This is a genomic window from Streptomyces sp. NPDC043685 (genome assembly GCF_056436585.1).
Window position 1 is genome coordinate 405,026 of the sequence record NZ_JBWKCH010000008.1, and the last position, 22,372, is coordinate 427,397.

Sequence of the window (22,372 nt, forward strand, 5' to 3'; positions counted from 1 at the left end):
GGGAGACTCGTGGGGGAACAGGCGGGAGGAGTGCGGATCGTCGCCGAGGGCCTCGGGATCAAGGGGCCACGGGGGTGGGCGGTCCGCGGGATCTCCATGGACGCCGGCCCGGGTTCGCTCGTCGCGGTGGAGGGCCCGTCCGGGTCCGGCCGCACGTGCCTGCTGCTCGCGCTGACGGGCCGGATGAAGGTTGCGGAGGGGACGGCCGCCGTCGGGGACGCGCGGTTGCCGAAGCAGATGGCGGCGGTGCGGGGCGTCAGCGCGCTGGCGCACGTCCCCGGGGTGACCGACCTCGACCCGGCCCTGACCGTCGGCGAGCACCTGCGGGAACGCGCGCTGCTCCAGCGCCGGTTCGGCGCCTCGCTGCGCGGCCTCCTGCGGCCCCGCGGCGAGCGGGCGGCCGAGGCCGCACGGCGCGTCGACGCCGCGCTCGAAGCCGCCGGGCTCGACGTGGAGGCCCTGCCCAAGGGGCCGCGTACGGCCGTCCGGGACCTGGAGCGCCTGGAGGCGCTGCGGCTTTCGGTCGCGCTCGCCCTGGTCGGCGAGCCGCGGCTGCTGGGCGTCGACGACACCGACCTGAAGCTCTCGGACGGGGAGCGGCAGGCGGTCTGGGCGCTGCTCAGGTCCCTGGCCGACGCCGGGACGACGGTCGTGGCGGTGTGCAGCGAGGCGCCCGAGGGTGCCGTCAAGGTCTCCACCGCGCGGAGCGACGAGGAACCGGCCGCCCAGGCCGAGCCCGACCAGGCCGATGAGGTGGAGGCCGGACAGACGGACCAGGGAGAGGAGAGGGCCGATGCGCTCGCCGAGACTCGCCGCGCTTGAGCTGCGCCGCTTCGGGCGGGGCAAACTGCCGCGGGCCGCGCTCGTCGCGCTGCTGGTGCTGCCGCTGCTGTACGGCGCGCTGTACCTGTGGTCGTTCTGGGACCCGTACGGCCGTCTGGACCGGATCCCGGTGGCGCTGGTGAACGACGACAAGGGAGCCACCGCCGACGGCAGGAAGATCACCGCGGGCGACGACATCACCAAGGGCCTGCGCGACAGCAAGACCTTCGACTGGCAGGAGGTGAGCGCCGCCGAGGCCCGCAGGGGCGTCGAGGACGGCAGCTACTACCTGTCGCTCACCATGCCCGCCGACTTCAGCGAGCGGATCGCCTCCAGTTCCGGGAACACCCCGGAGACCGGCGCCCTCCAGGTGCGCACCAACGACGCGAACAACTACATCGTCGGGCAGATCTCGCGGACGGTCTTCAGCGAGGTGCGCCAGGCGGCGTCCACGAAGACGTCACGCTCCTTCCTGGACAAGATCTTCGTGTCGTTCTCCGACATCCACGGCAAGACCGTGAAGGCGGCGAAGGGAGCCGACCAGCTCAAGGGCGGCATCGGCAAGGCCGAGAAGGGCTCCAAGGACCTGGCCGACGGCCTGAGGGACGCCAAGGCCGGCAGCGGCAAGCTGTCCACGGGCCTGAAGAAGCTGAACACCGGCGCCGGTGACCTGGAGGACGGTTCGAGGCGGGTCGCGCAGGGCACGCAGAAGCTCGCCGACCGGGTCAACGGCACCGCCGGCAAGGTCGGCCCGTTCCTCAAGGGCAACGAGAAGACCATCGGTGACACCGCCCAGCTGGTGGCCGACTCCTCCGGGGCGATCCGCAAGCACCTCGACACCCTGGTGAAGACGGCCCCGACCGCCGCCAAGGGCGCCCGCGCGGCGTCCGGCACGCTGACCGACGTCTACGCCCGGCGCTGCGACGACCCGGTCCTGCCCGACGCGGCCTGCTCCGACCTGAAGAAGGCCAAGGACGCCGCCGCCGAGGTGAGCACCATCGCGGACGACCTCAACACGCTGATCGCGGACCAGGACGGCGACCTGGACAAGCTCGACAAGAACCTCGCCACCCTCCAGAAGCAGTCCCAGGCCCTCGCGAACCGCGCGCCGCACCTCTCCGAGGACCTGGCCGACGCCGTCAAGAAGATCAACAAGCTGAACGACGGCGCGGCCCGGGTCGCCGCCGGGGCGAAGAAGCTGCACAAGGGGATCGGCACGGCCAAGACCGGCGCCGTCGACCTGGACAAGGGCGTCGGCAAGCTGAAGACGGGCGCGGACGACCTCAACGGCGGCCTCTACAAGCTCGTCGGCGGCTCCGGCAAGCTCGCCGGAGGCCTGCACGACGGGGCGGAGAAGATCCCCGACTACGACGAGCGGGACCGCGACCGGCGCACCGAGGTCATGGCCGACCCCGTGCGGCTCGCCTCCCACGACCTGCACAAGGCACCCAATTACGGCACCGGCTTCGCCCCGTACTTCATCCCGCTGTCCCTGTGGGTGGGCGCGATGGTGGCGTACATGCTGATCACGCCGATGAACCGGCGTGCCCTCGCGGCCGGCGCCCCGGCCTGGCGGATCGCGCTGGCGGGCTGGCTGCCGGTGGTGGCGATCGGGGTGCTCCAGACGGTGGCGCTGATGTCGGTGCTGCACTGGGCGGTCGGTCTGGAGATGACCCGGGCGGCCGGGACGGTGAGTTTCCTGTTCCTGGTGACGGCGTGCTTCGCGGCGATCGTGCAGTGGCTGAACGCGCGCTTCGGGGCGGCGGGCCGGATCCTCGTCCTCGCGCTGCTGATGCTCCAGCTGACCTCCGCGGGCGGTACGTACCCCGTGCAGACCAGCCCCGGGTTCTTCAACGCGCTCCACCCCTTCCTCCCGATGAGCTATGTCGTCGAGGCACTCCGGCGGCTCATCACCGGCGGTGGACTCGATCCGGTGTGGCAGGCGTGCGTCGTGCTGACGGCGTTCACCGCGGGCGCCCTGGCGCTGACCGCCGTGGCGGCCCGCCGGCGCCAGGTGTGGACGCTGGACCGGCTGCACCCGGAGCTGAGCCTGTGAGCGCCGCCGTGACTTCCCCCGGAAAGGTTCCTGTGACAATCAGGACCATGGAAAGCAGCAGTGCCGCGTCGGGCGGCAGCACGCGCCGCGAGGCCACCCGGCAGAAACTCTACGAAGCGGCCGTCACGCTCATCGCGGAGCAGGGGTTCTCCGCCACCACCGTGGACGAGATCGCCGAGCGTGCCGGGGTCGCGAAGGGCACCGTCTACTACAACTTCGCGAGCAAGTCCGTCCTCTTCGAGGAGTTGCTGCGGCACGGAGTGGGTCTGCTGACCGCCTCCCTGCGGGAAGCGGCCGACCGGACCGCCCGGGAGGGCGGCACCAAGGTCGACGCCCTGGACGCCATGATCCGCGCGGGGCTGGTCTTCATCGACCGCTATCCGGCCTTCACGCAGCTGTACGTGGCCGAGCTGTGGCGCACCAACAGGACCTGGCAGTCGACGCTGATGGTGGTCCGGCAGCAGGCCGTCGCGGTCGTGGAGGACGTGCTGCGCGACGGTGTGGCGGGCGGCGAGTTCAGCGAGGACATCGACATCTCGCTGACGGCGTCCGCGCTGGTCGGCATGGTCCTGGTGGCCGCTCTCGACTGGAAGTCCTTCCAGGCGGAGCGTTCCCTGGACGATGTCCACGCGGCACTGTCCCGGCTGCTCCAGGGACGGGTGAGCGGCTGCCGCTGAAGGCCGGCTGAAAGGCCGGCACGGGTGCAGGCGCCGGCACACGTGAAGGCGCCGGTCCGGTGTGGCCGCGTCCCCCGCGGGCCACCTCGAACCGGCGCCTTCCGTGCTCCCCCGTACTCCCCCGTGCTCCCCCCACGACCCCCGTTCGGTCGTCCCCCGGTTCTCCCCCGTGCCTCGCTCCCGCCGACACCGCCGGCGGAAGGAGCGGATCGCGGGCCGGCCCCGTTCCGGCGCCCCGTGTCGCCGGTGCCGGAGCCGTGCCCCTCTCCGTGCCCCCACTCTCTCGTCCTCGCAGGTCCTCCCCCATCCGCGCGCGTACTCAACTCCTCGCCTGAGTACGTGTACTCAGTGCTGCGCACACCTCCCCGGAACGCCGCTTCGCCGTGTGGTCACGATCACCCCCGCGCCCGTACTCGGAGGTGGCCGGCGAGGCGTGCCGGCGGGTGCCGATAAAGTCCCTGGCATGGCACGGATTGCGGTGATCGGCGCCGGGATGGGCGCGCTGACGGCCGCCGCCCGGCTGGCCGTCGCGGGCCACCGGGTGGCGGTGTACGAACGGACGGACACCTACGGCGGAGCGCTGCGCCGCTTCGAGCGCGACGGGTTCTCCTTCGACACGGGCCCCGCCCTGCTCCCGCTGCCGGCCGTGTACCGCGACCTGTTCGTCAAGACCGGCAAGGAGCCCCTGGAGTCCTGCGTCGAGCTGGTCCAGGTCGACCCGTCGTCCCGGCACCTGTTCGCGGACGGCACCGAGGTGTCGCTGCCGAACGCCTCGCGCGCGGGTGTGGTGGCCGCCCTGGACGAGGGGCTGGGGGCGGGTGCCGGGAAGCGCTGGGGCGACTTCCTGGTGCGGGCCCGCGAGGCCTGGGACCGGACCCGCCGGCCGCTGCTCGAGGAGCCGCTCTGGCCGAACTGGCAGGTGCTGGCCGAGCGCGAGCCCTACCCGTCGGTGCCCCACAAGCGGCTGCTGCGCACCCGCCGGGCCGGCACCCTCGCCGAGGTCGGCGCCTGGGAGCTGCGCGACCCCCGCCTCGCGGCGCTTCTGGAGAGCCACGCCCTCGCGTACGGCCTGGATCCCCGGATCGCCCCGGCGAGCGCGGCCGTACTGCCGTACATGGAGCATGCCTTCGGCACCTGGTACGTGCGCGGTGGCCTGCGCGAGCTGGCGCGGGCGGTCTACGAGCGGTGCCTGGCCCGCAGGGTCGAGTTCCACTTCGGCGCCGACGTCACCGGCGTGCTGGAGAAGGACGGCCGGGCGTCGGGGGTGGAGCTCTCCGACGGGTCGGTCGTGGAGGCGGACTTCGTGGTCGCCGGCGTCGCGCCGGGCGTCCTGGAGCGGCTGACGCCGGAAACGGCCCTCCGGGGCGAGGGCGAGGTTCCCGCACAGCCCCCGGCGGCCGCCCGGCTGACACTGCTGCTGGCCCTGCGCGGCGCCCGCCCCGAGGGCACGGCGCACCGCACGGTGGTGCACACCCCGGATCGTGAGGCCGAGCTGGACGGCCTGTTCGGCACGGCGGCCGCCTCGGCGCGTCCCACGGTGACGGTGCTACGGCCCGACGACCCGGGCCTGGCCCCGGCGGACCACGAGGCGGTCACCCTCACGACGGTGGTGCCCGCGCGGGTCGACCGGCCCCAGGCCGACCTAGCCGATCTCACCGACCTCGCCGACCGGCTGCTCACCGTCGCCGAACGCGCCGTGCCCGGCCTGCGCGACCGGCTGCTCTGGCACGAGGTGCGCACTCCGGCCGACATCGCGGACGCGACGGGAGCGGAGGGCGGGGCGGTCCCCGCGCCGGCCCTGGCGGCGGCCGGCGGACGGCTGCTGCACCCGTCCAACGGCACGCGGGTGCCCGGCCTGTTCACGGTGGGCGGCTGGGCCCACCCCGGCGGCGGACTGCCGCACGCGGGCATGTCGGGTGCCCTGGTCGCCGGACTGATCGTGGAGGGCCCGGAGTTCCGCGGCTCGCAGTGAGCACACCCTCCCCGGCGGGGTCCGGGCCTCAGAAACGGTACTGCTCGTCGAAGCCGTTCCCCTGCGGCTGCTGACCGCCGCCCTGGTAGGGGTAGTGCTGCTCGGGCGGCAGCTCCTGCCCGTACTCGTCGGTGTTGCGCTGCTGCGGCACCCACACCCCGCCGGGCGGGGTCTCGCCGGTGTGGCTGCCGGCGTACTGGTCCTGCCCGTAGGCCTGCTGACCGTAGTACTGCTGGTCGCCGTACGAGGTGTCGTAGGAGGGCTGGCCGTAGTGGGACGAGCCGATGTACGGGTCGGAGTAGGCGGCGTACTGCTGCTGGCCGGTGGCGTCGTAGCCCTGCTGTCCGTAGCCGGAGGAGTCGTAGGCGTAGGACTGGTCGGCGTACGGGTCGTGGGCCTGCTGCCCGGCGTCCTGGTAACCGTGGCCGTAGACGCCGTAGGAGCCGGTGTCCTCGGGCACGGGCTGCGGCTCGTAGACGGCGGTGGTCTCCGCGGACGTCGGCTGGTGGAGGGGGCGGGCGGGGGTGAAGACGTCGTCCCGGTCGTAGTCGTCGTCCTGGGCGTGGGCGGCGGGGTCGGGGCGGTAGGCGCCGGCCTCGTCGTCGTAGCCGCCCTCGGCCTCCAGGCCTGAGACCTCCAGGGTCGGCTCCTGACGGCCGCGCTCACTGCGGCGGCGCTTGCTGCTGCCGCCGAGCGCGGGCGCGTTCATCGCCCAGCCGGACGCGAAGCCGCTGCGGAACGACAGGGTGACGTAGGTCTGCCCGACCGCGAAGGCGGCGGCGCCCAGTCCGATCACGACGACCGACGGGATCAGGACACCGACGACGACACCGAGGAACCCGGCGAAGGCCAGCAGCCGCCAGCGCAACCGCGCCTTGTACTGCAGCAGCACCTCGCCCAGCAGCCACAGCGCGACGATGCCGAACGCGATGTAGAGGACCGCCCAGCCCATGTACGCCCCTCTCCCAGTGGCCGTTACGCAGTGTGTCGTATACCGGTGCGAACGGTCTAGGCCTGCGATGAGTGGTGCAGGCCCAGGTTCTCGTAGATCTCCAGTGTCGCGGTGGAGTTGTTGAGCGTGATGAAGTGCAGGCCGGGCACGCCCTCGGCGAGCAGCCGCGCACAGAACTCCGTGGCGAATTCGATCCCAATGGAGCGTACAGCGGCCGGATCGTCTTGTGCTGTGAGGATCCGCTCTTTCAGGGCGGAAGGGAACGCGGCGTTGGTGAGGGACCCGATCCGCTCCAGCGTCTTCACGCTCGCGATCGGCATGACCTCGGGAATGATCGGGGTGTCGCAGCCGGCGGCGGAGACCCGGTCACGCAGGCGCAGGTAGTCCTCGGGCTGGAAGAACATCTGCGTGATGGCGTAGTCCGCGCCCGCCCGGCACTTGTCGACGAAGTGGCGGACGTCGGTGTCCCAGTCGGCGGAGCGCGGGTGCATCGCCGGGAAGGCGGCGACGCCGACGCAGAAGTCGCCGGACGCCTTGATCAGCTCGACGAGTTCGGCGGCGTAGGCGAGGCCCCGGGGGTGCGGCACCCACTCGCCCATCGGGTCGCCGGGCGGGTCGCCGCGCAGGGCGAGCATGTTGCGGATCCCGGCGTCGGCGTACTGGCCGATGATGTTGCGCAGGTCGGCCACCGAGTGGTCGACCGCGGTGAGGTGGGCGATCGGGGTGAGGGTGGTGTCGGAGGCGATCGCCTCGGTCGCCTTGACCGTGCCCGCGCGGGTGGAACCGCCCGCGCCGTACGTCACGGAGACGAAGTCGGGTGCCACCGCCTCGACCCGGCGCAGCGCGTTCCACAGGTTCCGCTCGCCCTTCGGGGTCTTGGGGGCGTAGAACTCGAAGGAGTACGTCGTTTTGCCGGCCGCGAGCATGTCGCGGACGGTGCGCGCGTGGTCCGATCTGATGGATGCGGTGCCGAGGGCCATACCGGCAGGTTAGCCAGGGGCGGTCGGTCCCCCAACCGAGGGCCGCGATTTGTCTGGATTGTCCACTTGTTGTCCATCCCTTGGACAGACGGTCGTCACTGCGCCGCCCGCAGCCGCGCGGCGAACTCCGCCGCCGCGGCCCCCGGGTCACCGGCCTCGGTGATCGCCCGTACGACGACGACACGCCGGGCGCCCGCCTCCAGCACCTGGTCGAGATTGCCGAGGTCGATGCCGCCGATGGCGAACCAGGGGCGGTCGGTACCCAGGGCGGCGGTGTTCCGGACGAGGTCCAGGCCCGGGGCGTGGCGGCCGGGCTTGGTGGGGGTGGGCCAGCACGGGCCGGTGCAGAAGTAGTCGACGCCCTGCTGGACGGCGGCCGCGGCGGCCTCCGGCTCGGCGTGGGTGGAGCGGCCGATCAGGACGTCGTCGCCGAGGAGGGCGCGGGCCGCGGGGACCGGGAGGTCGCCCTGGCCGAGGTGCAGGACGTCGGCGCCGGCGGCGTGGGCGACGTCCGCGCGGTCGTTGACCGCGAGCAGCTTGCCGTGCCGGGCGCTGGCATCGGCGAAGACGGCCAGGTGCTCCAGCTCCTCGCCCGCCTCCATGCCCTTGTCGCGCAACTGCACGATGTCGACCCCGCCGCTCAGCACGGCGTCGAGGAACTCCCCGAGGTCGCCCTGCCGCTTGCGCGCGTCGGTGCACAGGTAGAGCCGGGCGTCGGCGAGCTGGGCCCGTGCGGTGGCGGCGGCGGTGCCGGTCATGCGTGTCCCCCAGGGTGTCGGTGGCGTGGCGGACCCGATGGGTCCGTACGCCCGTCGGCGGCGTGCGGGTGCGCCCGCGCGGGTCCGGCGGCGCGGACACGGCCCGTGCCGTCCGGCGCGGGTCCGCGCGAACGCCTCGGGCACCTTACGCCTGCCCCGGGCCGCCACCGCCCCGGGCGCTCCCGGGCCGTGGCCCCACGGCCACGGCCCTCAGGTGGGGCGGTTGTTCAGGCCCGGCTCCGCAGGCGCGGCGCCGGGCGGTTGTCCCGTCGCGGCCGGGTCAGACCGCGAGCGCCTGGGCGCGGCGCTTCACCTCCGTGCCGCGATTCTCGCTGAGTGCCTGCGCGGGCGTGCCGGGCAGGCTGGGGTCCGGGGTGAAGAGCCACTCCAGCATCTCTTCGTCCGTGAAGCCGTCGTCCCGCAGGAGCGTCAAGGTCCCGGACAGGCCCTTGACGACCTTGTCCCCGTCGATGAAGGCGGCGGGGACGTGCAGCGCGCGGTTCTCACCCCGGCGTACGGCGATGAGCTGGCCGTCCTTGACCAGCTGCCGCACACGCGTCACCTCGACGCCGAGCTGTTCGGCGATGTCGGGGAGGGTGAGCCAGGCGGGGACGAGAGCATCGATCTTTGCGTCAATCTCGGTCACGGAAACAAGCCTGCCATTCGCCACCGACAGTCGGAAGTCGGCCCCGTCCACCTGGGCGGACGCGCCGGGCCCGGCAGCGCCGCCCGGCCCCCCTCGCGACGGCCCCGGGCCTTAAGCCGTCGCCGCCTTCAGGGGCCTGGCCGGATCCGCCAGCAGCCCCGGGTTCATCGGTGTGCCCGCCTCGATCAGGCGGCGGCCCTGGGCGAGGTCCCGGGGCCGGCCGACCGCCAGCAGCGCGACCAGCCGCTCACCGCGCAGCCAGCACACCGTCCAGGCCGGTCCGGAGGGGTCGCCCCGCCACAGGGTGGTGTCCGCGGCCGCGTGGTGCCCGGCGTACTGGACGAACCGCCCGAACTGCTCGGACCAGAAGTACGGCACCGGGTCGTAGACAGCCGGTGGCTCCCCCGAGGCCCGGCCCACGATGTTCACGGCGACCGTGCGCGGCCCCTGGAGGGCGTTGTCCCAGTGGTGGATCAGCAGGCGCTCGCCGTAGCGCCCGGAGGGGAAGGAGGCGCAGTCACCGACCGCGTACACGTCCGGCACGGACGTGCGCAGGTGCTCGTCGGCCACGATCTCGGCGTGGGCGCCGAGCTCCACGCCGGAGCCGGCCAGCCAGGCCGTCGCGGGGCGGGCGCCGATGCCGACGACGACCGCGCCCGCCGGCAGCCGCGAGCCGTCGTCGAGGAACACCGCGCCGGGCTCGACGCGCTCCACGCGCGCGTGCGTCCGCAGAACCGCGCCCGCGTCGGCGTACCAGCCGGTCATGGGGGCCGCGACCTCGGCGGGCAGCGCCCCGGTGAGCGGGCGTCCGGCGGCCTCCACGACGGTCACCGCGCAGCCCGCCTCGAGCGCGGCCGTGGCGAACTCCGCGCCGATCCAGCCCGCGCCGACCACCACGATGTCGTGCCGGCGGGCCAGCACCGGCCGCAGCCGCTCGGCGTCGTCCAGGGTGCGCAGCAGATGCACGCCCGGCACGCCCTCCGTGCCGGGCAGCCGGACCGGTTCGGCGCCGGTCGCCACGACCAGGACGTCGTAGGGCACCGGCCCGTCCTCGGTGTCCAGTTCGTGGTCGGCCGCGCGCAGGCCCAGCACCTCGCAGCCGAGCCGCAGTTCGATGCCGAGGGCCTCGAAGTCGACGTCGAAGGCGGAGCCCTCGGACTTGCCGAGTAGGACGGCCTTCGACAACGGGGGCCGGTCGTAGGGCTGGTGGGGCTCGGCGCCGATGAGGATCACGTCGCCGGTGAAGCCCTGCTCGCGCAGCGCGACGGCGGTCTGCACCCCGGCCATGCCCGCGCCCGCCACGACCACGCGCCGTGGCGCGGACGACCCTGGTTCCTGCGTCTGCTCGCTCACCTGATCACCATAGACACCTGACGGATGGTCAGTCAGTGCTCATGCGCCGTGACCTGCTCCACAACGCTCGTGCCCTTGCCCCGCCGGGACTCCCACTCCCAGGTCTCCTCCAGCCGCACCCGCCCGTCGGGCAGGTCCACGACCGTCGAGACGCAGTGCCCCGAGGAGGTGGTGCCGTCCCGGCCCAGCTGGACGTACCGGAAGTCCAGCCGGTCACCTTCCCGGGTACCCACGAGATGCCCTCGTACGACGTCGCCGCCCGTGTACTCGGCCCAGATCTCGCCCGCCCGCTCGTGGTACGTGAACCGGGTGCGGCTGCCCACCTGACCCGGTGCCTGGTCGGCGACCGGGGCCAGGACGAGACCGTCGAGGGATCGGGCCATGGGCGGAGGCTCCCTTACTGCGGGCTGCGGCATCGGGCTAGGGTGGCCAACGTAAAGCACTCGCGGGAGCCCGGACGCACCGGGCTGAGAGGGAGGCTGGCGGCCTCCGACCGTACGAACCTGATCCGGGTCATGCCGGCGAAGGGAGGGGCTGGACGCCCATGTCGCCTACGTCCACATCGTCAGACGTCCTGGTCATCGGGGGCGGGATCATCGGCCTGGTGACGGCCTGGCGGGCCGCGCAACGCGGTCTCGCCACCGCCGTCGTGGACCCCGAGCCGGGCGGCGGAGCCGCACAGGTGGCGGCCGGCATGCTGGCCGCCGTCACGGAACTGCACTACGGCGAGCAGACCCTGCTCGGCCTGAACCTCGCCTCCGCCCGGCGCTACCCGGATTTCGCCGCCGAGCTCACCGAGCTGACCGGCCGGGACCTCGGCTACCGCCGCTGCGGCACGCTCGCCGTGGCCCTGGACGCCGACGACCGGGCCCACCTGCGTGAACTGCACGTCCTGCAACAGCAGTCGGGCCTGGAGTCGCAGTGGCTGTCGGGGCGCGAGTGCCGGCGTCTGGAGCCGATGCTCGCGCCGGGTGTGCGCGGCGGGCTGCGGGTCGACGGCGATCACCAGATCGATCCGCGGCGGCTGGCCGGGGCCCTGGTGGCGGCCTGCGAGCGCACGGGCGTGGTCTTCCACCGGACGTGGGCGGAGCGGCTGACCGTCGTACGGGAGCGGGCCACGGGTGTCGTCCTGGCCGACGGGACCGAGGCGGCCGCCGGGCAGGTGGTGCTCGCCGGGGGCAGCCTGAGCGGGCGGCTCGCCGGCGTCCCGCAGGACGTGCTGCCGCCGGTGCGCCCGGTGAAGGGACAGGTCCTGCGGCTGACCATGCCGCACCGGCACGGGCCGTTCCTGAGCCGGACCGTGCGCGCGGTGGTGCGCGGCAGCCACGTCTACCTGGTGCCGCGCACGAGCGGCGAACTCGTCATCGGGGCCACCAGCGAGGAAATGGGCTGGGACACCACCGTGACCGCGGGCGGCGTGTACGAGCTGCTGCGGGACGCGCACGAACTGGTGCCGGGCATCACCGAGCTGCCGCTCACCGAGACCCGGGCCGGGCTGCGTCCCGCTTCCCCCGACAACGCGCCCCTGCTCGGCCCGACCGGCCTGGAGGGCCTGCTGCTGGCCACCGGGCACTACCGCAACGGCGTCCTGCTCACGCCCGTGACCGGCGACGCCCTGGCGCACGTCCTGGCGACGGGTGAACTCCCCGAGGAGGCCCGGCCCTTCACGCCGAAGCGCTTCAGTCCCGCCACCGCACTCACGGAGCAGCCCGCATGAACATCTCCGTCAACGGCGAGCCCCGGGACGTCCGGCCCGGCACGGCTCTCGACACCGTCGTGAGGTCGCTCACCGCCTCGCCCTCGGGCGTGGCCGCCGCCCTCAACGAGATGGTCGTCCCGCGCGCGCAGTGGCCCTCCACGCCCCTGGCCGAGGGAGACCGCGTGGAAGTCCTCACCGCCGTCCAAGGAGGCTGACCATGGCCGACGATCCGTTCGTCCTCGCAGGCACGTCCTTCACCTCCCGCCTGATCATGGGCACGGGCGGGGCGCCCAGCCTCGATGTGCTGGAGCGGTCGCTGGTGGCGTCCGGGACGGAGCTGACCACGGTCGCGATGCGCCGGGTGAACGCCTCGGTGCACGGCTCGGTGCTGTCCGTGCTGGACCGGCTCGGCATCCGGGTGCTGCCCAACACGGCGGGCTGCTTCACGGCCGGGGAGGCCGTCCTCACGGCCCGCCTGGCGCGCGAGGCCCTCGGCACCGACCTGATCAAGCTGGAGGTCATCGCCGACGAGCGCACCCTGCTGCCGGATCCGATCGAGCTGCTGGACGCGGCCGAGACCCTGGTCGACGACGGGTTCACGGTGCTGCCGTACACCAACGACGACCCGGTGCTCGCGCGGAAGCTGGAGGACGTGGGCTGCGCGGCGATCATGCCGCTCGGCTCCCCTATCGGCTCCGGGCTCGGGATCCGCAACCCGCACAACTTCCAGCTGATCGTGGAGCACGCGCGCGTGCCGGTGATCCTGGACGCGGGCGCGGGGACCGCCTCGGACGCGGCGCTGGCGATGGAGCTGGGGTGCGCGGGCGTGATGCTGGCCTCGGCGGTGACGCGGGCACAGGAACCCGTGCTGATGGCCGACGCCATGCGGCACGCGGTGGAGGCGGGGCGGCTGGCGTACCGGGCCGGGCGGATCCCCCGGCGGCATTTCGCCGAGGCGTCGTCGCCCGTGGAGGGCATGGCCGCGTTGGACCCGGAGCGTCCCGCTTTCCAGTAGGGGCACACGTCACAGGTCGGCTGCAGTCCCGCCCGGAAAACGGGCGGGACGGGAGAGCCGTCGGTCCCGGCTCGTACACTCGCCTGCGTGGACACGACCCTTCAGGACCCTTTGGTCGGGCAGGTGCTCGACGGCCGGTATCGCATCGACGCGCGGATCGCGGTCGGCGGGATGGCCACGGTCTACCGGGCCGTGGACACCCGGCTCGACCGGATCCTCGCGCTCAAGGTGATGCACCCCTCGCTCGCGGTCGACGCCTCGTTCGTCGAGCGGTTCATCCGCGAGGCGAAGTCCGTGGCCCGGCTGGCCCACCCGAACGTGGTGCAGGTCTTCGACCAGGGCACCGACGGCTCGTACGTGTACCTGGCGATGGAGTACGTGGCGGGCTGCACCCTGCGGGACGTGCTGCGTGAGCGCGGGGCCCTGCAGCCGCGGGCCGCTCTGGACATCCTGGAGCCGGTGCTCGCCGCGCTGGGCGCCGCGCACCGCGCCGGGTTCGTGCACCGCGACATGAAGCCGGAGAACGTCCTGATAGGGGACGACGGCCGGGTCAAGGTCGCCGACTTCGGCCTGGTGCGGGCCGTGGACACGGTGACGAACACCACCGGCACCGTCCTCGGCACGGTCTCCTACCTCGCCCCCGAGCAGATAGAGGACGGCACCGCCGACCCCCGCGTCGACGTGTACGCGTGCGGCGTGATGCTGTACGAGATGCTGACCGGCGACAAGCCGCACGACGGGGACTCCCCCGCCGTGATCCTCTACAAGCACCTGCACGAGGACGTGCCCCCGCCCTCGGCCGCCGTGCCCGGTCTGGCCTACGAGCTGGACGAGATGGTGGCCTCGGCGACGGCCCGCACCCCGGCGATCCGCCCGCACGACGCGGTGGCGCTGCTCGCGCAGGTCCGTGACGGGCGCGACCGGCTGAGCGAGGACCAGTTGGACGCGGTGCCGCCGCAGGCCCTGGCGGTGGCCCACGACAACGGCGAGGACCGCACGACCGTGATCCCGCGCGCGCTGACCACGGCGCGCCCCCTGCCGGCCGACGAGACCTCCGGGCCCGCCCTCAACCGCACCACCCGCCTGGCGTCACCGTCGCCGCCCCCGCCGTCCCGGCGCCGCTCGGGTTCCCGGAGGGGCCCGGCGGCGATCGCCGTCGCCGTGCTGCTCGTGCTCGGCCTCGGCGCCGGGATCTGGTACATCAACTCCGGCCAGTTCACCAAGGTCCCCCCGCTGCTGGCGAAGACCGAGGCGCAGGCCAAGGACCGGCTGGACGAGGCCGGGCTCGATGTCGGCAAGGTCACCCACGCCCACAGCGACACCGTCAAGCGCGGCACGATCATCGGCACGGACCCCGAGCCGGGCGCCCGTATCCGCCTGCACGACTCCGTGTCGTTCACCATCTCCGACGGCCCCGAGACCGTGCGGGTGCCCGACCTGGCGGGCCGGAGGCTGGACAAGGCGCGGAGCCTGCTGAAGGAGGACGGGCTGGAGCCGGGCATGGTCACCCGGGAGTTCAGCGAGGATGTGCCGCGGGGCTCGGTGATCTCCGCGCGCCCGGCGGACGGCACGAAGGTGCGCGCGGGCACGGGTGTCGCGCTGGTCGTCAGCAAGGGCGCCCGCATCGACATCCCCGACGTCACCGGTGACGACGAGGCCGACGCCCGGGCCGAGCTGGAGGACGCCGGCCTGAAGGTGAGGATCGCCACCGAGCGGGTCACCTCCTCCGAGTACGACAAGGGCCAGGTCGTCCGGCAGACGCCGAAGTCCGGCGGCCCGGCGGCCGAGGGCGACACCGTGACGCTGACGCTGTCCAAGGGCCCCGAGATGATCGAGGTCCCGGACGTGGTGGGCGACAGCGTCGACGACGCCAGGCGGGCGCTGGAGGGCGCCGGGTTCGAGGTCGACGAGGACCGCGGCCTGCTCGGCCTGTTCGGCGACGAGGTCAAGAGCCAGTCCGTCGAGGGCGGCGAGACCGCGCCCAAGGGCTCGACGATCACCATCACGATCAGGTGAGGGCCGCGGGCGGGGAGCCCGTGGCCGGGGCGGGGCCGGACGCATGACACCCTGAACGGGTGAACCATCAGCTGTCCGGCCCGTCCCGCAACCCCGTGGGCGGCCATGTCCCCGTGGCCGGCGGGCTCCACTCCGTCGGCCTGTCCTACGCCCGTGACCTGAAGGCGGAGGCCGTGCAGGTCTTCGTCGCCAACCCGCGCGGCTGGGCCACGCCGACCGGCAACCCGAAGCAGGACGAGGCGTTCCGGGCGGCGTGCGCGGCCGAGTCGATCCCGGCCTATGTGCACGCCCCCTACCTGATCAACTTCGGCTCGCACACCGAGGCGACCGTGGAGCGGTCGGTGGAGTCGCTGCGGCACTCGCTGCGGCGCGCGCGGGAGATCGGGGCGCTGGGCGTGGTCGTGCACACCGGCAGCGCGACCGGTGGCCGGGAGCGGTCGGTGGCGCTGAAGCAGGTGCGGGAGCATCTGCTGCCGCTGCTGGACGAGCTGACCCACGACGACGACCCGTTCCTGCTGCTGGAGTCGACGGCCGGCCAGGGCGCCTCGCTGTGCTCACGGACGTGGGACTTCGGCCCGTACTTCGAGGCGCTGGACGCCCACCCGATGCTCGGCGTGTGCCTGGACACCTGCCACATCTACGCCGCCGGGCACGACCTGACCGGCCCGGACGGGATGCACCGGACGCTGGACCTGCTGGTGGACACGGTCGGCGAGGGCCGGCTGAAGCTGATCCACGCCAACGACTCCAAGGACGTGGTGGGCGCGCACAAGGACCGGCACGAGAACATCGGCATCGGCCACATCGGCGAGGACCCGTTCCGGGCGCTGATGACGCACCCCGCCACCGAGGGGGTGCCGCTGATCATCGAGACGCCGGGCGGCAAGCAGGGGCACGCCGGGGACGTGGAGCGGCTGAAGAAGCTGCGCGACGTCTGAGGCGTCAGAGGTCGGGGCCGTCCCCGGGCTCCTCCTGGTAGGAGTAGCGCTGCTCCCGCCAGGGGTCGCCGATGTTGTGGTAGCCGCGCTCCTCCCAGAAGCCCCGCCGGTCGGCGGTCATGTACTCCACGCCGCGCACCCACTTCGGGCCCTTCCAGGCGTACAGGTGGGGCACGATCAGGCGCAGCGGGAAGCCGTGCTCGGCGGTGAGCAGCTCGCCGCCCTTGTGGGTGGCGAACAGGACCTGCTCGTCGGCGAAGTCGGACAGCCGGAGGTTGGAGCTGAATCCGTACTCGGCCCACACCATCACATGGGTGACGTCGTCGGCGGGCGGGGCGAGGTCGAGGATCGTACGCGCGGGGATGCCGCCCCACTCGGCGCCGAGCATGCTGAACTTGGTGACGCAGTGCAGATCGGCCACGACAGTGGTGTGGGGCAGGGCCGTGAACTCCTCGTGGGTCCAGCAGTGCTTGCCGCCGTCGGCGGTGGCGCCGAAGACCCGGAACTCCCAGCGCTCGGGCCGGAACTTGGGGACGGGCCCGTAGTGTGTGACCGGCCAGCCGCGTTGCAGCCGCTGTCCCGGGGGCAGCTCGGGCTGCGTCGCTTCTGCTGGATCGCGCCCTTCTCCCGATTCGTGTTCCAGCGGCTGACCCATGACTCCATCCTGACAGACCTCGGGCGGTGCCCCCGACCGGGGCCACTCCACAACGGGACAAACTCGACTAAGCATGCCCTTACTTACTAAGTGGAGACTTACTGGACGATCTTCTGCACCAGTGGAATCATGCGGCGCAACCTGCCAGTTCCCCCGCGTGGAAGGAGCCTCTGCGATGCAGGGCGACCCCGAGGTCCTCGAATTTCTGAACGAGCAGTTGACCGGCGAGCTGACGGCGATCAATCAGTACTGGCTGCATTACCGGATCCAGGACAACAAGGGCTGGACCAAGCTCGCCAAGTACACGCGTGAAGAGTCCATCGACGAGATGAAGCACGCGGACAAGATCACCGAACGCATCCTCATGCTGGACGGCCTGCCCAACTACCAGCGGCTCTTCCACGTCCGGGTCGGCCAGACGGTCACCGAGATGTTCCAGGCGGACCGGCAGGTCGAGGTCGAGGCGATCGACCGCCTGAGGCGCGGCATCGAGGTGATGCGCAGCAAGGGCGACATCACGTCCGCGAACCTCTTCGAGTCGATCCTGGAGGACGAGGAGCACCACATCGACTATCTGGACACGCAGCTGGAACTGATCGACCAGCTCGGCGAGGCGCTGTACATCGCGCAGCAGATCGAGCAGCCGAGCTAGGGCCTGTCGTTTGGATCATGCCGGCGTCGCGGGGCGTGGCACGCGCATCTGCCACGTTGTCGTCGGTTGTCAACTCCCCCACGCTCGGCTGCGCTCGCGCGGGAGGGACCCCCATCGCGTTGACGCCCTCCTCCGCCTTGCATCTGCACGCACCACGCCCCGCTCGGGTCGGCCGAAAGGCGCAGTCACTCTCGGCCGACCTGATCCAAACGACAGGCCCAAGGCCTGCCGTCAGGCGGCGTCGTCCAGTTCCGCGAGGACCGGCTCGCCCCGGTCGGCCAGATCGCGGCGCGGGCAGGAGCCCCGGCCCAGGATCGCCTGGATGCGGCGCACACAGGAGCCGCAGTCCGTGCCCGCCTTGCAGGCGGAGGCGATCTGGCGGGGGGTGCAGGCACCGCCGTCCGCGTGCTGCTTGACCTGCTGCTCGGTGATCCCGAAGCAACTGCACACGTACACGCGGTTCACCTCCGACGGGGGTCGTTCTCTGGCGCCGTCCCCGTTGATCGGTGAGGCTAACCTAACCTTACCCGTCGGCTTCGGAGCACAAAAGTGGAGCGGGGCGCGGATCGTGTGATCCGCGCCCCAGTCCGTGCCCCGGTAACAGGCGGACCCGCTACTGGTCCCTGTACATCTCGGCCACGAGGAACGCCAGGTCCAGCGACTGGCTGCGGTTGAGCCGCGGGTCGCAGGCCGTCTCGTAGCGCTGGTGCAGGTCGTCGACGAAGATCTCGTCGCCGCCGCCCACGCACTCGGTGACGTCGTCGCCGGTGAGCTCCACGTGGATGCCGCCCGGGTGGGTGCCGAGGGCCTTGTGGACCTCGAAGAAGCCCTTGACCTCGTCGAGCACGTCGTCGAAGCGGCGGGTCTTGTGCCCGGAGGCCGCCTCGAAGGTGTTGCCGTGCATCGGGTCGGTCACCCAGGCGACGGTCGCGCCGGAGGCCGTGACCTTCTCGACCAGCTCGGGGAGCTTGTCGCGGACCTTGTCGGCGCCCATGCGCACGATGAAGGTCAGCCGGCCGGGCTCGCGCTCCGGGTCGAGGCGCTCGATGTACTCCAGCGCGTCCTCGGCGGTGGTCGTCGGGCCCAGCTTGATGCCGATGGGGTTGCGGATCTTCGAGGCGAACTCGATGTGCGCGTGGTCCAGCTGCCGGGTGCGCTCACCGATCCACACCATGTGGGCGGAGACGTCGTACAGCTGGCCGGTGCGCGAGTCGACCCGGGTCAGGGCGGACTCGTAGTCGAGCAGCAGCGCCTCGTGCGAGGCGTAGAACTCGACCGTCTTGAACTCCTCCGGGTCGGCCCCGCAGGCGTGCATGAAGTTGAGCGCCTGGTCGATCTCGCGGGCCAGCTGCTCGTAGCGCTGCCCCGACGGGGACGACTTCACGAAGTCCTGGTTCCAGGCGTGCACCTGGCGCAGGTCGGCGTAGCCGCCGGTGGTGAAGGCGCGCACCAGGTTCAGCGTGGAGGCGGAGGCGTGGTACATCCGCTTCAGCCGCTCGGGGTCCGGGATCCGGGCCTCTTCGGTGAAGTCGAAGCCGTTGACGGAGTCGCCGCGGTAGGTCGGCAGGGTCACGCCGTCGCGGGTCTCGGTCGGCTTGGAGCGCGGCTTGGAGTACTGACCGGCGATCCGGCCGACCTTCACGACCGGCACGGACGCGGCGTACGTGAGCACGGCGCCCATCTGGAGCAACGTCTTCAGCTTGTTGCGGATGTGGTCGGCGGACACCGCGTCGAAGGCCTCCGCGCAGTCGCCGCCCTGGAGGAGGAACGCCTCTCCCTTGGCGACGGCCGCCATCCGGGCGCGCAGCTGGTCGCACTCGCCCGCGAAGACGAGCGGCGGATACGACTCGAGGTCCGCGATCACTGCACGCAGAGCCTCGGTGTCGGGGTACTCGGGCTGCTGCGCCGCGGGCAGGTCTCGCCAGGTGTTGCCAGCACTCGCGCTGGTCTTAGCGTTCACGGTCACGAGCTCAACACTACGGGGTCGGGTCGGCCGTTCTGGCCCGTGCCCAGCAAGTGAGACATGCCGTACACCCCTCGGACATGGGGTAGGGTGCCCGCCATGTTCGCGCATTCGATCCAGACCTGGTGGTGGACCGCTCATCCGGCGGCCCGCTGACGTGCGCGTACTCACGACTTCGCGAAGGCCGCCCGAGGGGCGGCCTTCGGTGTTTCCCGGGGTCCGTTCCTCTCACCGAGATGGAGTACGGACCCATGAACCTGCTCGGCTTGCTGGACGACACCCGTCCCTTCGCCCTGCTGCGCCGCCGCACCCCGGGCCATGACCACGAGCTCATCGAGGTCCTGATCGGCCCGGTCGCGGCGTACGACCGCCTCGCCGATCTGCCCGGCGAGGGCCTCGCGCTGGTGCCCTTCCGGCAGATCCGCGAGCGGGGCTTCGACGTCACCGACGACGGCACGCCCCTGCTCGCCCTCACGCCCGAGGAGTCCTACGGCGTCCCGCTCGGCGACGCCCTCGACCAGCTGCCGGCGCACGACGTGCGGGTCGAGGGCGGTGGCTTCGACGTCGGCGACGAGGAGTACGCGGAGATCGTCGGACGCGTGCTGGAGGAGGAGATCGGGCGCGGTGAGGGCGCGAACTTCGTGATCCGGCGGACGTACCGGGGCGCGATCCCCGGGTTCGGGCGGGCCGACGCGCTGGCGCTGTTCCGGCGGCTGCTCCAGGGCGAGCGGGGGGCGTACTGGACGTTCGTCGTGCACACCGGCGAGCGCACGCTGGTCGGGGCGAGCCCCGAGGTGCACGTGCGGATGTCCGGCGGCACGGTCGTCATGAACCCGATCAGCGGGACGTACCGCTATCCCGCCGAGGGGCCGACGCCCGAGCATCTGCTGGACTTCCTCGCCGACGGCAAGGAGATCGAGGAGCTGTCGATGGTCGTCGACGAGGAGCTCAAGATGATGTGCACCGTCGGCGACATGGGCGGGGTCGTGATCGGGCCCCGGCTGAAGGAGATGGCGCACCTCGCGCACACCGAGTACGAGCTGCGCGGCAGGTCCTCCCTGGACGTGCGGGAGGTGCTGAGGGAGACCATGTTCGCCGCGACCGTCACCGGCTCGCCCGTGCAGAACGCCTGCCGGGTGATCGAGCGGCACGAGAGCGGCGGACGCGGGTACTACGCCGGGGCGCTGGCCCTGATCGGCCGGGACGCGGGCGGGGGCCAGACCCTCGACTCCCCCATCCTCATCCGCACCGCCGACATCGACGCGCAGGGGCGGCTGCGGGTACCGGTCGGCGCGACGCTGGTGCGTGGCTCCGACCCGGCGGGCGAGGTCGCGGAGACCCACGCCAAGGCGGCGGGTGTGCTGGCGGCCCTCGGCGTGGCTCCCTCCCGCCCGCGCGCGCAGGCCGTGGGGCCGCGGCTGGCGGACGACCCGCGGGTGCGGGCCGCGCTGGACGGACGCAGGGCCTCGCTCGCGCCGTTCTGGCTGCGGATGCAGGAGCGCTCGCAGGAGCCGGCCGGGCACGCCCTGGTCGTCGACGGGGAGGACACCTTCACGGCGATGCTCGCGCACGTGCTGCGCGCCGGCGGCCTGGAGGTGAGCGTGCGGCGCTACGACGCACCGGGGCTGCGGGAGACGGTGCTCGGGCACCAGGGGCCGGTGGTGCTGGGGCCCGGGCCCGGAGACCCGTCCGACGTGAGGGATCCGAAGATGCGGTTCCTGCGTCTGCTGACCGCCGAGGTGCTCAGGGGCGACCACCACGGCGTGCTGGGCGTCTGCCTGGGACACGAGCTGATCGCGGCCGAGCTGGGGCTGGACATCGTGCGCAAGGACGTGCCCTTCCAGGGGGCGCAGACGCGGATCGAGCTGTTCGGGCGGCGGGAGACCGTCGGTTTCTACAACAGCTTCGTGGCGCGCTGCGACGACGCGGCCGCGGCCGGGCTGGCGGCCCAGGGTGTCGAGGTCTCCCGCGCCGCGAACGGCGAGGTGCACGCGCTGCGCGGGGCGGGCTTCGCCGGGGTGCAGTTCCATCCGGAGTCGGTGCTGACGCTGAACGGGGCGCGGATCGTGCGGGACCTGGTGGGGCAGCTGCGCGGGACGAGCGCGCCCTCGGCGTAGCGGGGGCCGGTCGGGGCCGCCGGCCCCGACCGGCGTACGGGGCGGGCGGTCAGCCGAAGAACACTCCGACCTCCTCGTAGAGCGTCGGGTCGACCGTCTTCAGCCGGGCCGTGGCGTCCCCGATGGGCACGCGGACGATGTCCGTGCCGCGCAGGGCGACCATCCGGCCGAAGTCGCGATCGCGGACGCAGTCGATGGCGTGCAGCCCGAAGCGGGTGGCGAGCCAGCGGTCGAAGGCGCTCGGGGTGCCGCCGCGCTGCACATGCCCGAGGACCGTCGTACGGGCCTCCTTGCCGGTGCGCTTCTCGATCTCCTTGGCGAGCCACTCGCCGACCCCGGACAGCCGCACGTGCCCGAAGGAGTCCAGCGACTGGTCCTTGAGCACCATGTCGCCGTCCTTCGGCATCGCCCCCTCGGCGACGACCACGATCGGCGCGTACGACGCCCGGAAGCGCGAGGTCACCCAGGAGCACACCTGCTCGACGTCGAAGCGCTGCTCGGGGATGAGGATGACGTTGGCGCCGCCGGCCAGGCCCGAGTGGAGGGCGATCCAGCCGGCGTGCCGGCCCATCACCTCCACGACCAGGACCCGCATGTGGGACTCGGCGGTGGTGTGCAGCCGGTCGATGGCCTCGGTCGCGATGCCGACGGCGGTGTCGAAGCCGAAGGTGTAGTCCGTGGCGGACAGGTCGTTGTCGATGGTCTTCGGGACGCCCACGCAGGGCACGCCGTGCTCGTCGGACAGGCGGGCGGCCACGCCCAGGGTGTCCTCGCCGCCGATGGCGATGAGCGCCTCCACCTCCAGCCCGGCGAGGTTCTCCTTGATCCGGCGGATGCCGTGCTCCACCTTCAGCGGGTTGGTCCGCGAGGAGCCGAGGATGGTGCCGCCGCGGGGCAGGATGCCGCGCACGGCGGGGATGTCGAGACGGACGGTGTCGCCTTCCAGGGGCCCTCGCCAGCCGTCCCGGAAGCCGGTGAAGTCATAGCCGTACTCCTGCACGCCCTTGCGGACGACGGCCCGGATGACGGCGTTGAGGCCGGGGCAGTCGCCGCCACCGGTCAGTACTCCGACGCGCATGGAACAGTCCCTTCGCCGCAGGT

Annotated in this window: 22 protein-coding genes and 1 riboswitch; of the genes, 12 read left to right on the forward strand and 10 right to left on the reverse strand. The window is 72.5% G+C overall.

The window, feature by feature from the left end; translation table 11 throughout:
- Positions 1-9: 9 nt before the first annotated feature.
- The 4 genes from AC0665_RS27265 (at position 10) to AC0665_RS27280 (ending at position 5,527) form a co-directional block, all read left to right on the forward strand.
- On the forward strand, positions 10-822 hold the full coding sequence (locus AC0665_RS27265) for an ATP-binding cassette domain-containing protein (protein WP_478705961.1): 813 nt from the start codon (positions 10-12) through the stop codon (positions 820-822).
- Entirely contained in the window at positions 794-2,878 is a 2,085-nt protein-coding gene (locus AC0665_RS27270; protein WP_468411332.1) for a YhgE/Pip family protein, read from the forward strand. Before AC0665_RS27265 ends, AC0665_RS27270 begins: the two co-directional genes overlap by 29 nt.
- A gap of 47 nt (positions 2,879-2,925) precedes the next feature.
- Positions 2,926-3,555 (forward strand): TetR/AcrR family transcriptional regulator, encoded by a 630-nt coding sequence (locus AC0665_RS27275; protein WP_363120057.1) that lies wholly within the window; start codon positions 2,926-2,928, stop codon positions 3,553-3,555.
- A gap of 463 nt (positions 3,556-4,018) precedes the next feature.
- Positions 4,019-5,527, forward strand: a complete 1,509-nt coding sequence (locus AC0665_RS27280; RefSeq protein WP_478705962.1) for a phytoene desaturase family protein — start codon at positions 4,019-4,021, stop codon at positions 5,525-5,527.
- A gap of 28 nt (positions 5,528-5,555) precedes the next feature.
- Here the strand turns inward: AC0665_RS27280 and AC0665_RS27285 are convergent, their stop codons facing one another.
- From AC0665_RS27285 to AC0665_RS27310, 6 genes are all read right to left on the reverse strand, one after another.
- Complete coding sequence (locus tag AC0665_RS27285) at positions 5,556-6,479, reverse strand: SCO2102 family sporulation regulator (RefSeq protein WP_478705963.1); 924 nt, start codon at positions 6,477-6,479, stop codon at positions 5,556-5,558.
- Between the two features lie 56 nt (positions 6,480-6,535).
- The gene (gene metF / locus AC0665_RS27290) at positions 6,536-7,459 is read right to left on the reverse strand and encodes a methylenetetrahydrofolate reductase [NAD(P)H] (RefSeq protein WP_366051258.1); all 924 of its coding nucleotides are present in this window, start codon (positions 7,457-7,459) and stop codon (positions 6,536-6,538) included.
- A 95-nt stretch (positions 7,460-7,554) separates the two neighbouring features.
- Complete coding sequence (gene thiE, locus AC0665_RS27295) at positions 7,555-8,217, reverse strand: thiamine phosphate synthase (RefSeq protein ID WP_478705964.1); 663 nt, start codon at positions 8,215-8,217, stop codon at positions 7,555-7,557.
- Positions 8,218-8,497: 280 nt separating this feature from the next.
- Positions 8,498-8,863: an Rv2175c family DNA-binding protein gene (locus AC0665_RS27300; protein WP_086855209.1), complete on the reverse strand. Its 366-nt coding sequence runs from the start codon at positions 8,861-8,863 to the stop codon at positions 8,498-8,500.
- Positions 8,864-8,974: 111 nt separating this feature from the next.
- Complete coding sequence (locus AC0665_RS27305; RefSeq protein WP_478705965.1) at positions 8,975-10,216, reverse strand: NAD(P)/FAD-dependent oxidoreductase; 1,242 nt, start codon at positions 10,214-10,216, stop codon at positions 8,975-8,977.
- 32 nt (positions 10,217-10,248) lie between these two features.
- The gene (locus AC0665_RS27310) at positions 10,249-10,599 is read right to left on the reverse strand and encodes an avidin-fold protein (protein WP_478607391.1); all 351 of its coding nucleotides are present in this window, start codon (positions 10,597-10,599) and stop codon (positions 10,249-10,251) included.
- A gap of 52 nt (positions 10,600-10,651) precedes the next feature.
- Positions 10,652-10,763, forward strand: a riboswitch (TPP riboswitch).
- Between AC0665_RS27310 and thiO the strand changes: the two genes are divergently transcribed.
- The 5 genes from thiO (at position 10,761) to AC0665_RS27335 (ending at position 15,884) form a co-directional block, all read left to right on the forward strand.
- Positions 10,761-11,933, forward strand: a complete 1,173-nt coding sequence (thiO, locus tag AC0665_RS27315; RefSeq protein WP_468411344.1) for a glycine oxidase ThiO — start codon at positions 10,761-10,763, stop codon at positions 11,931-11,933. It overlaps the preceding riboswitch by 3 nt.
- Positions 11,930-12,130 carry a sulfur carrier protein ThiS gene (gene thiS, locus AC0665_RS27320; RefSeq protein ID WP_468411346.1) on the forward strand — a complete coding sequence of 67 codons (201 nt, stop codon included), beginning with the start codon at positions 11,930-11,932 and terminating at the stop codon, positions 12,128-12,130. Before thiO ends, thiS begins: the two co-directional genes overlap by 4 nt.
- Before the next feature lie 2 nt (positions 12,131-12,132).
- Positions 12,133-12,930 carry a thiazole synthase gene (locus AC0665_RS27325; RefSeq protein ID WP_478607393.1) on the forward strand — a complete coding sequence of 266 codons (798 nt, stop codon included), beginning with the start codon at positions 12,133-12,135 and terminating at the stop codon, positions 12,928-12,930.
- An 87-nt stretch (positions 12,931-13,017) separates the two neighbouring features.
- Complete coding sequence (gene pknB / locus AC0665_RS27330) at positions 13,018-14,946, forward strand: Stk1 family PASTA domain-containing Ser/Thr kinase (RefSeq protein ID WP_478705966.1); 1,929 nt, start codon at positions 13,018-13,020, stop codon at positions 14,944-14,946.
- Between the two features lie 59 nt (positions 14,947-15,005).
- Positions 15,006-15,884 (forward strand): deoxyribonuclease IV, encoded by an 879-nt coding sequence (locus tag AC0665_RS27335; protein WP_478607399.1) that lies wholly within the window; start codon positions 15,006-15,008, stop codon positions 15,882-15,884.
- Positions 15,885-15,888: 4 nt separating this feature from the next.
- On the opposite strand, the gene AC0665_RS27340 is transcribed toward AC0665_RS27335, so the two are convergent.
- The gene (locus AC0665_RS27340; RefSeq protein WP_363120045.1) at positions 15,889-16,539 is read right to left on the reverse strand and encodes a sulfite oxidase-like oxidoreductase; all 651 of its coding nucleotides are present in this window, start codon (positions 16,537-16,539) and stop codon (positions 15,889-15,891) included.
- 175 nt (positions 16,540-16,714) lie between these two features.
- Between AC0665_RS27340 and bfr the strand changes: the two genes are divergently transcribed.
- Positions 16,715-17,191 carry a bacterioferritin gene (bfr, locus tag AC0665_RS27345; protein WP_363120044.1) on the forward strand — a complete coding sequence of 159 codons (477 nt, stop codon included), beginning with the start codon at positions 16,715-16,717 and terminating at the stop codon, positions 17,189-17,191.
- A 231-nt stretch (positions 17,192-17,422) separates the two neighbouring features.
- On the opposite strand, the gene AC0665_RS27350 is transcribed toward bfr, so the two are convergent.
- Together AC0665_RS27350 and AC0665_RS27355 are read right to left on the reverse strand one after the other, a co-directional pair.
- Positions 17,423-17,656, reverse strand: coding sequence for a (2Fe-2S)-binding protein (locus AC0665_RS27350; protein WP_234750469.1), 234 nt, complete (start codon positions 17,654-17,656; stop codon positions 17,423-17,425).
- A 148-nt stretch (positions 17,657-17,804) separates the two neighbouring features.
- Entirely contained in the window at positions 17,805-19,157 is a 1,353-nt protein-coding gene (locus tag AC0665_RS27355) for a class II 3-deoxy-7-phosphoheptulonate synthase (protein ID WP_478705967.1), read from the reverse strand.
- A 96-nt stretch (positions 19,158-19,253) separates the two neighbouring features.
- Here AC0665_RS27355 and AC0665_RS27360 point away from each other — a divergent pair, with 96 nt between their 5' ends.
- Positions 19,254-19,310, forward strand: coding sequence for a trp operon leader peptide (locus tag AC0665_RS27360; RefSeq protein ID WP_078602827.1), 57 nt, complete (start codon positions 19,254-19,256; stop codon positions 19,308-19,310).
- A 95-nt stretch (positions 19,311-19,405) separates the two neighbouring features.
- Positions 19,406-21,271, forward strand: coding sequence for an anthranilate synthase family protein (locus AC0665_RS27365; protein ID WP_478705968.1), 1,866 nt, complete (start codon positions 19,406-19,408; stop codon positions 21,269-21,271).
- Positions 21,272-21,320: 49 nt separating this feature from the next.
- Here AC0665_RS27365 and AC0665_RS27370 read toward each other — a convergent pair whose 3' ends face one another.
- Positions 21,321-22,349: a 6-phosphofructokinase gene (locus AC0665_RS27370; protein ID WP_468637345.1), complete on the reverse strand. Its 1,029-nt coding sequence runs from the start codon at positions 22,347-22,349 to the stop codon at positions 21,321-21,323.
- Between the last annotated feature and the right edge of the window lie 23 nt (positions 22,350-22,372).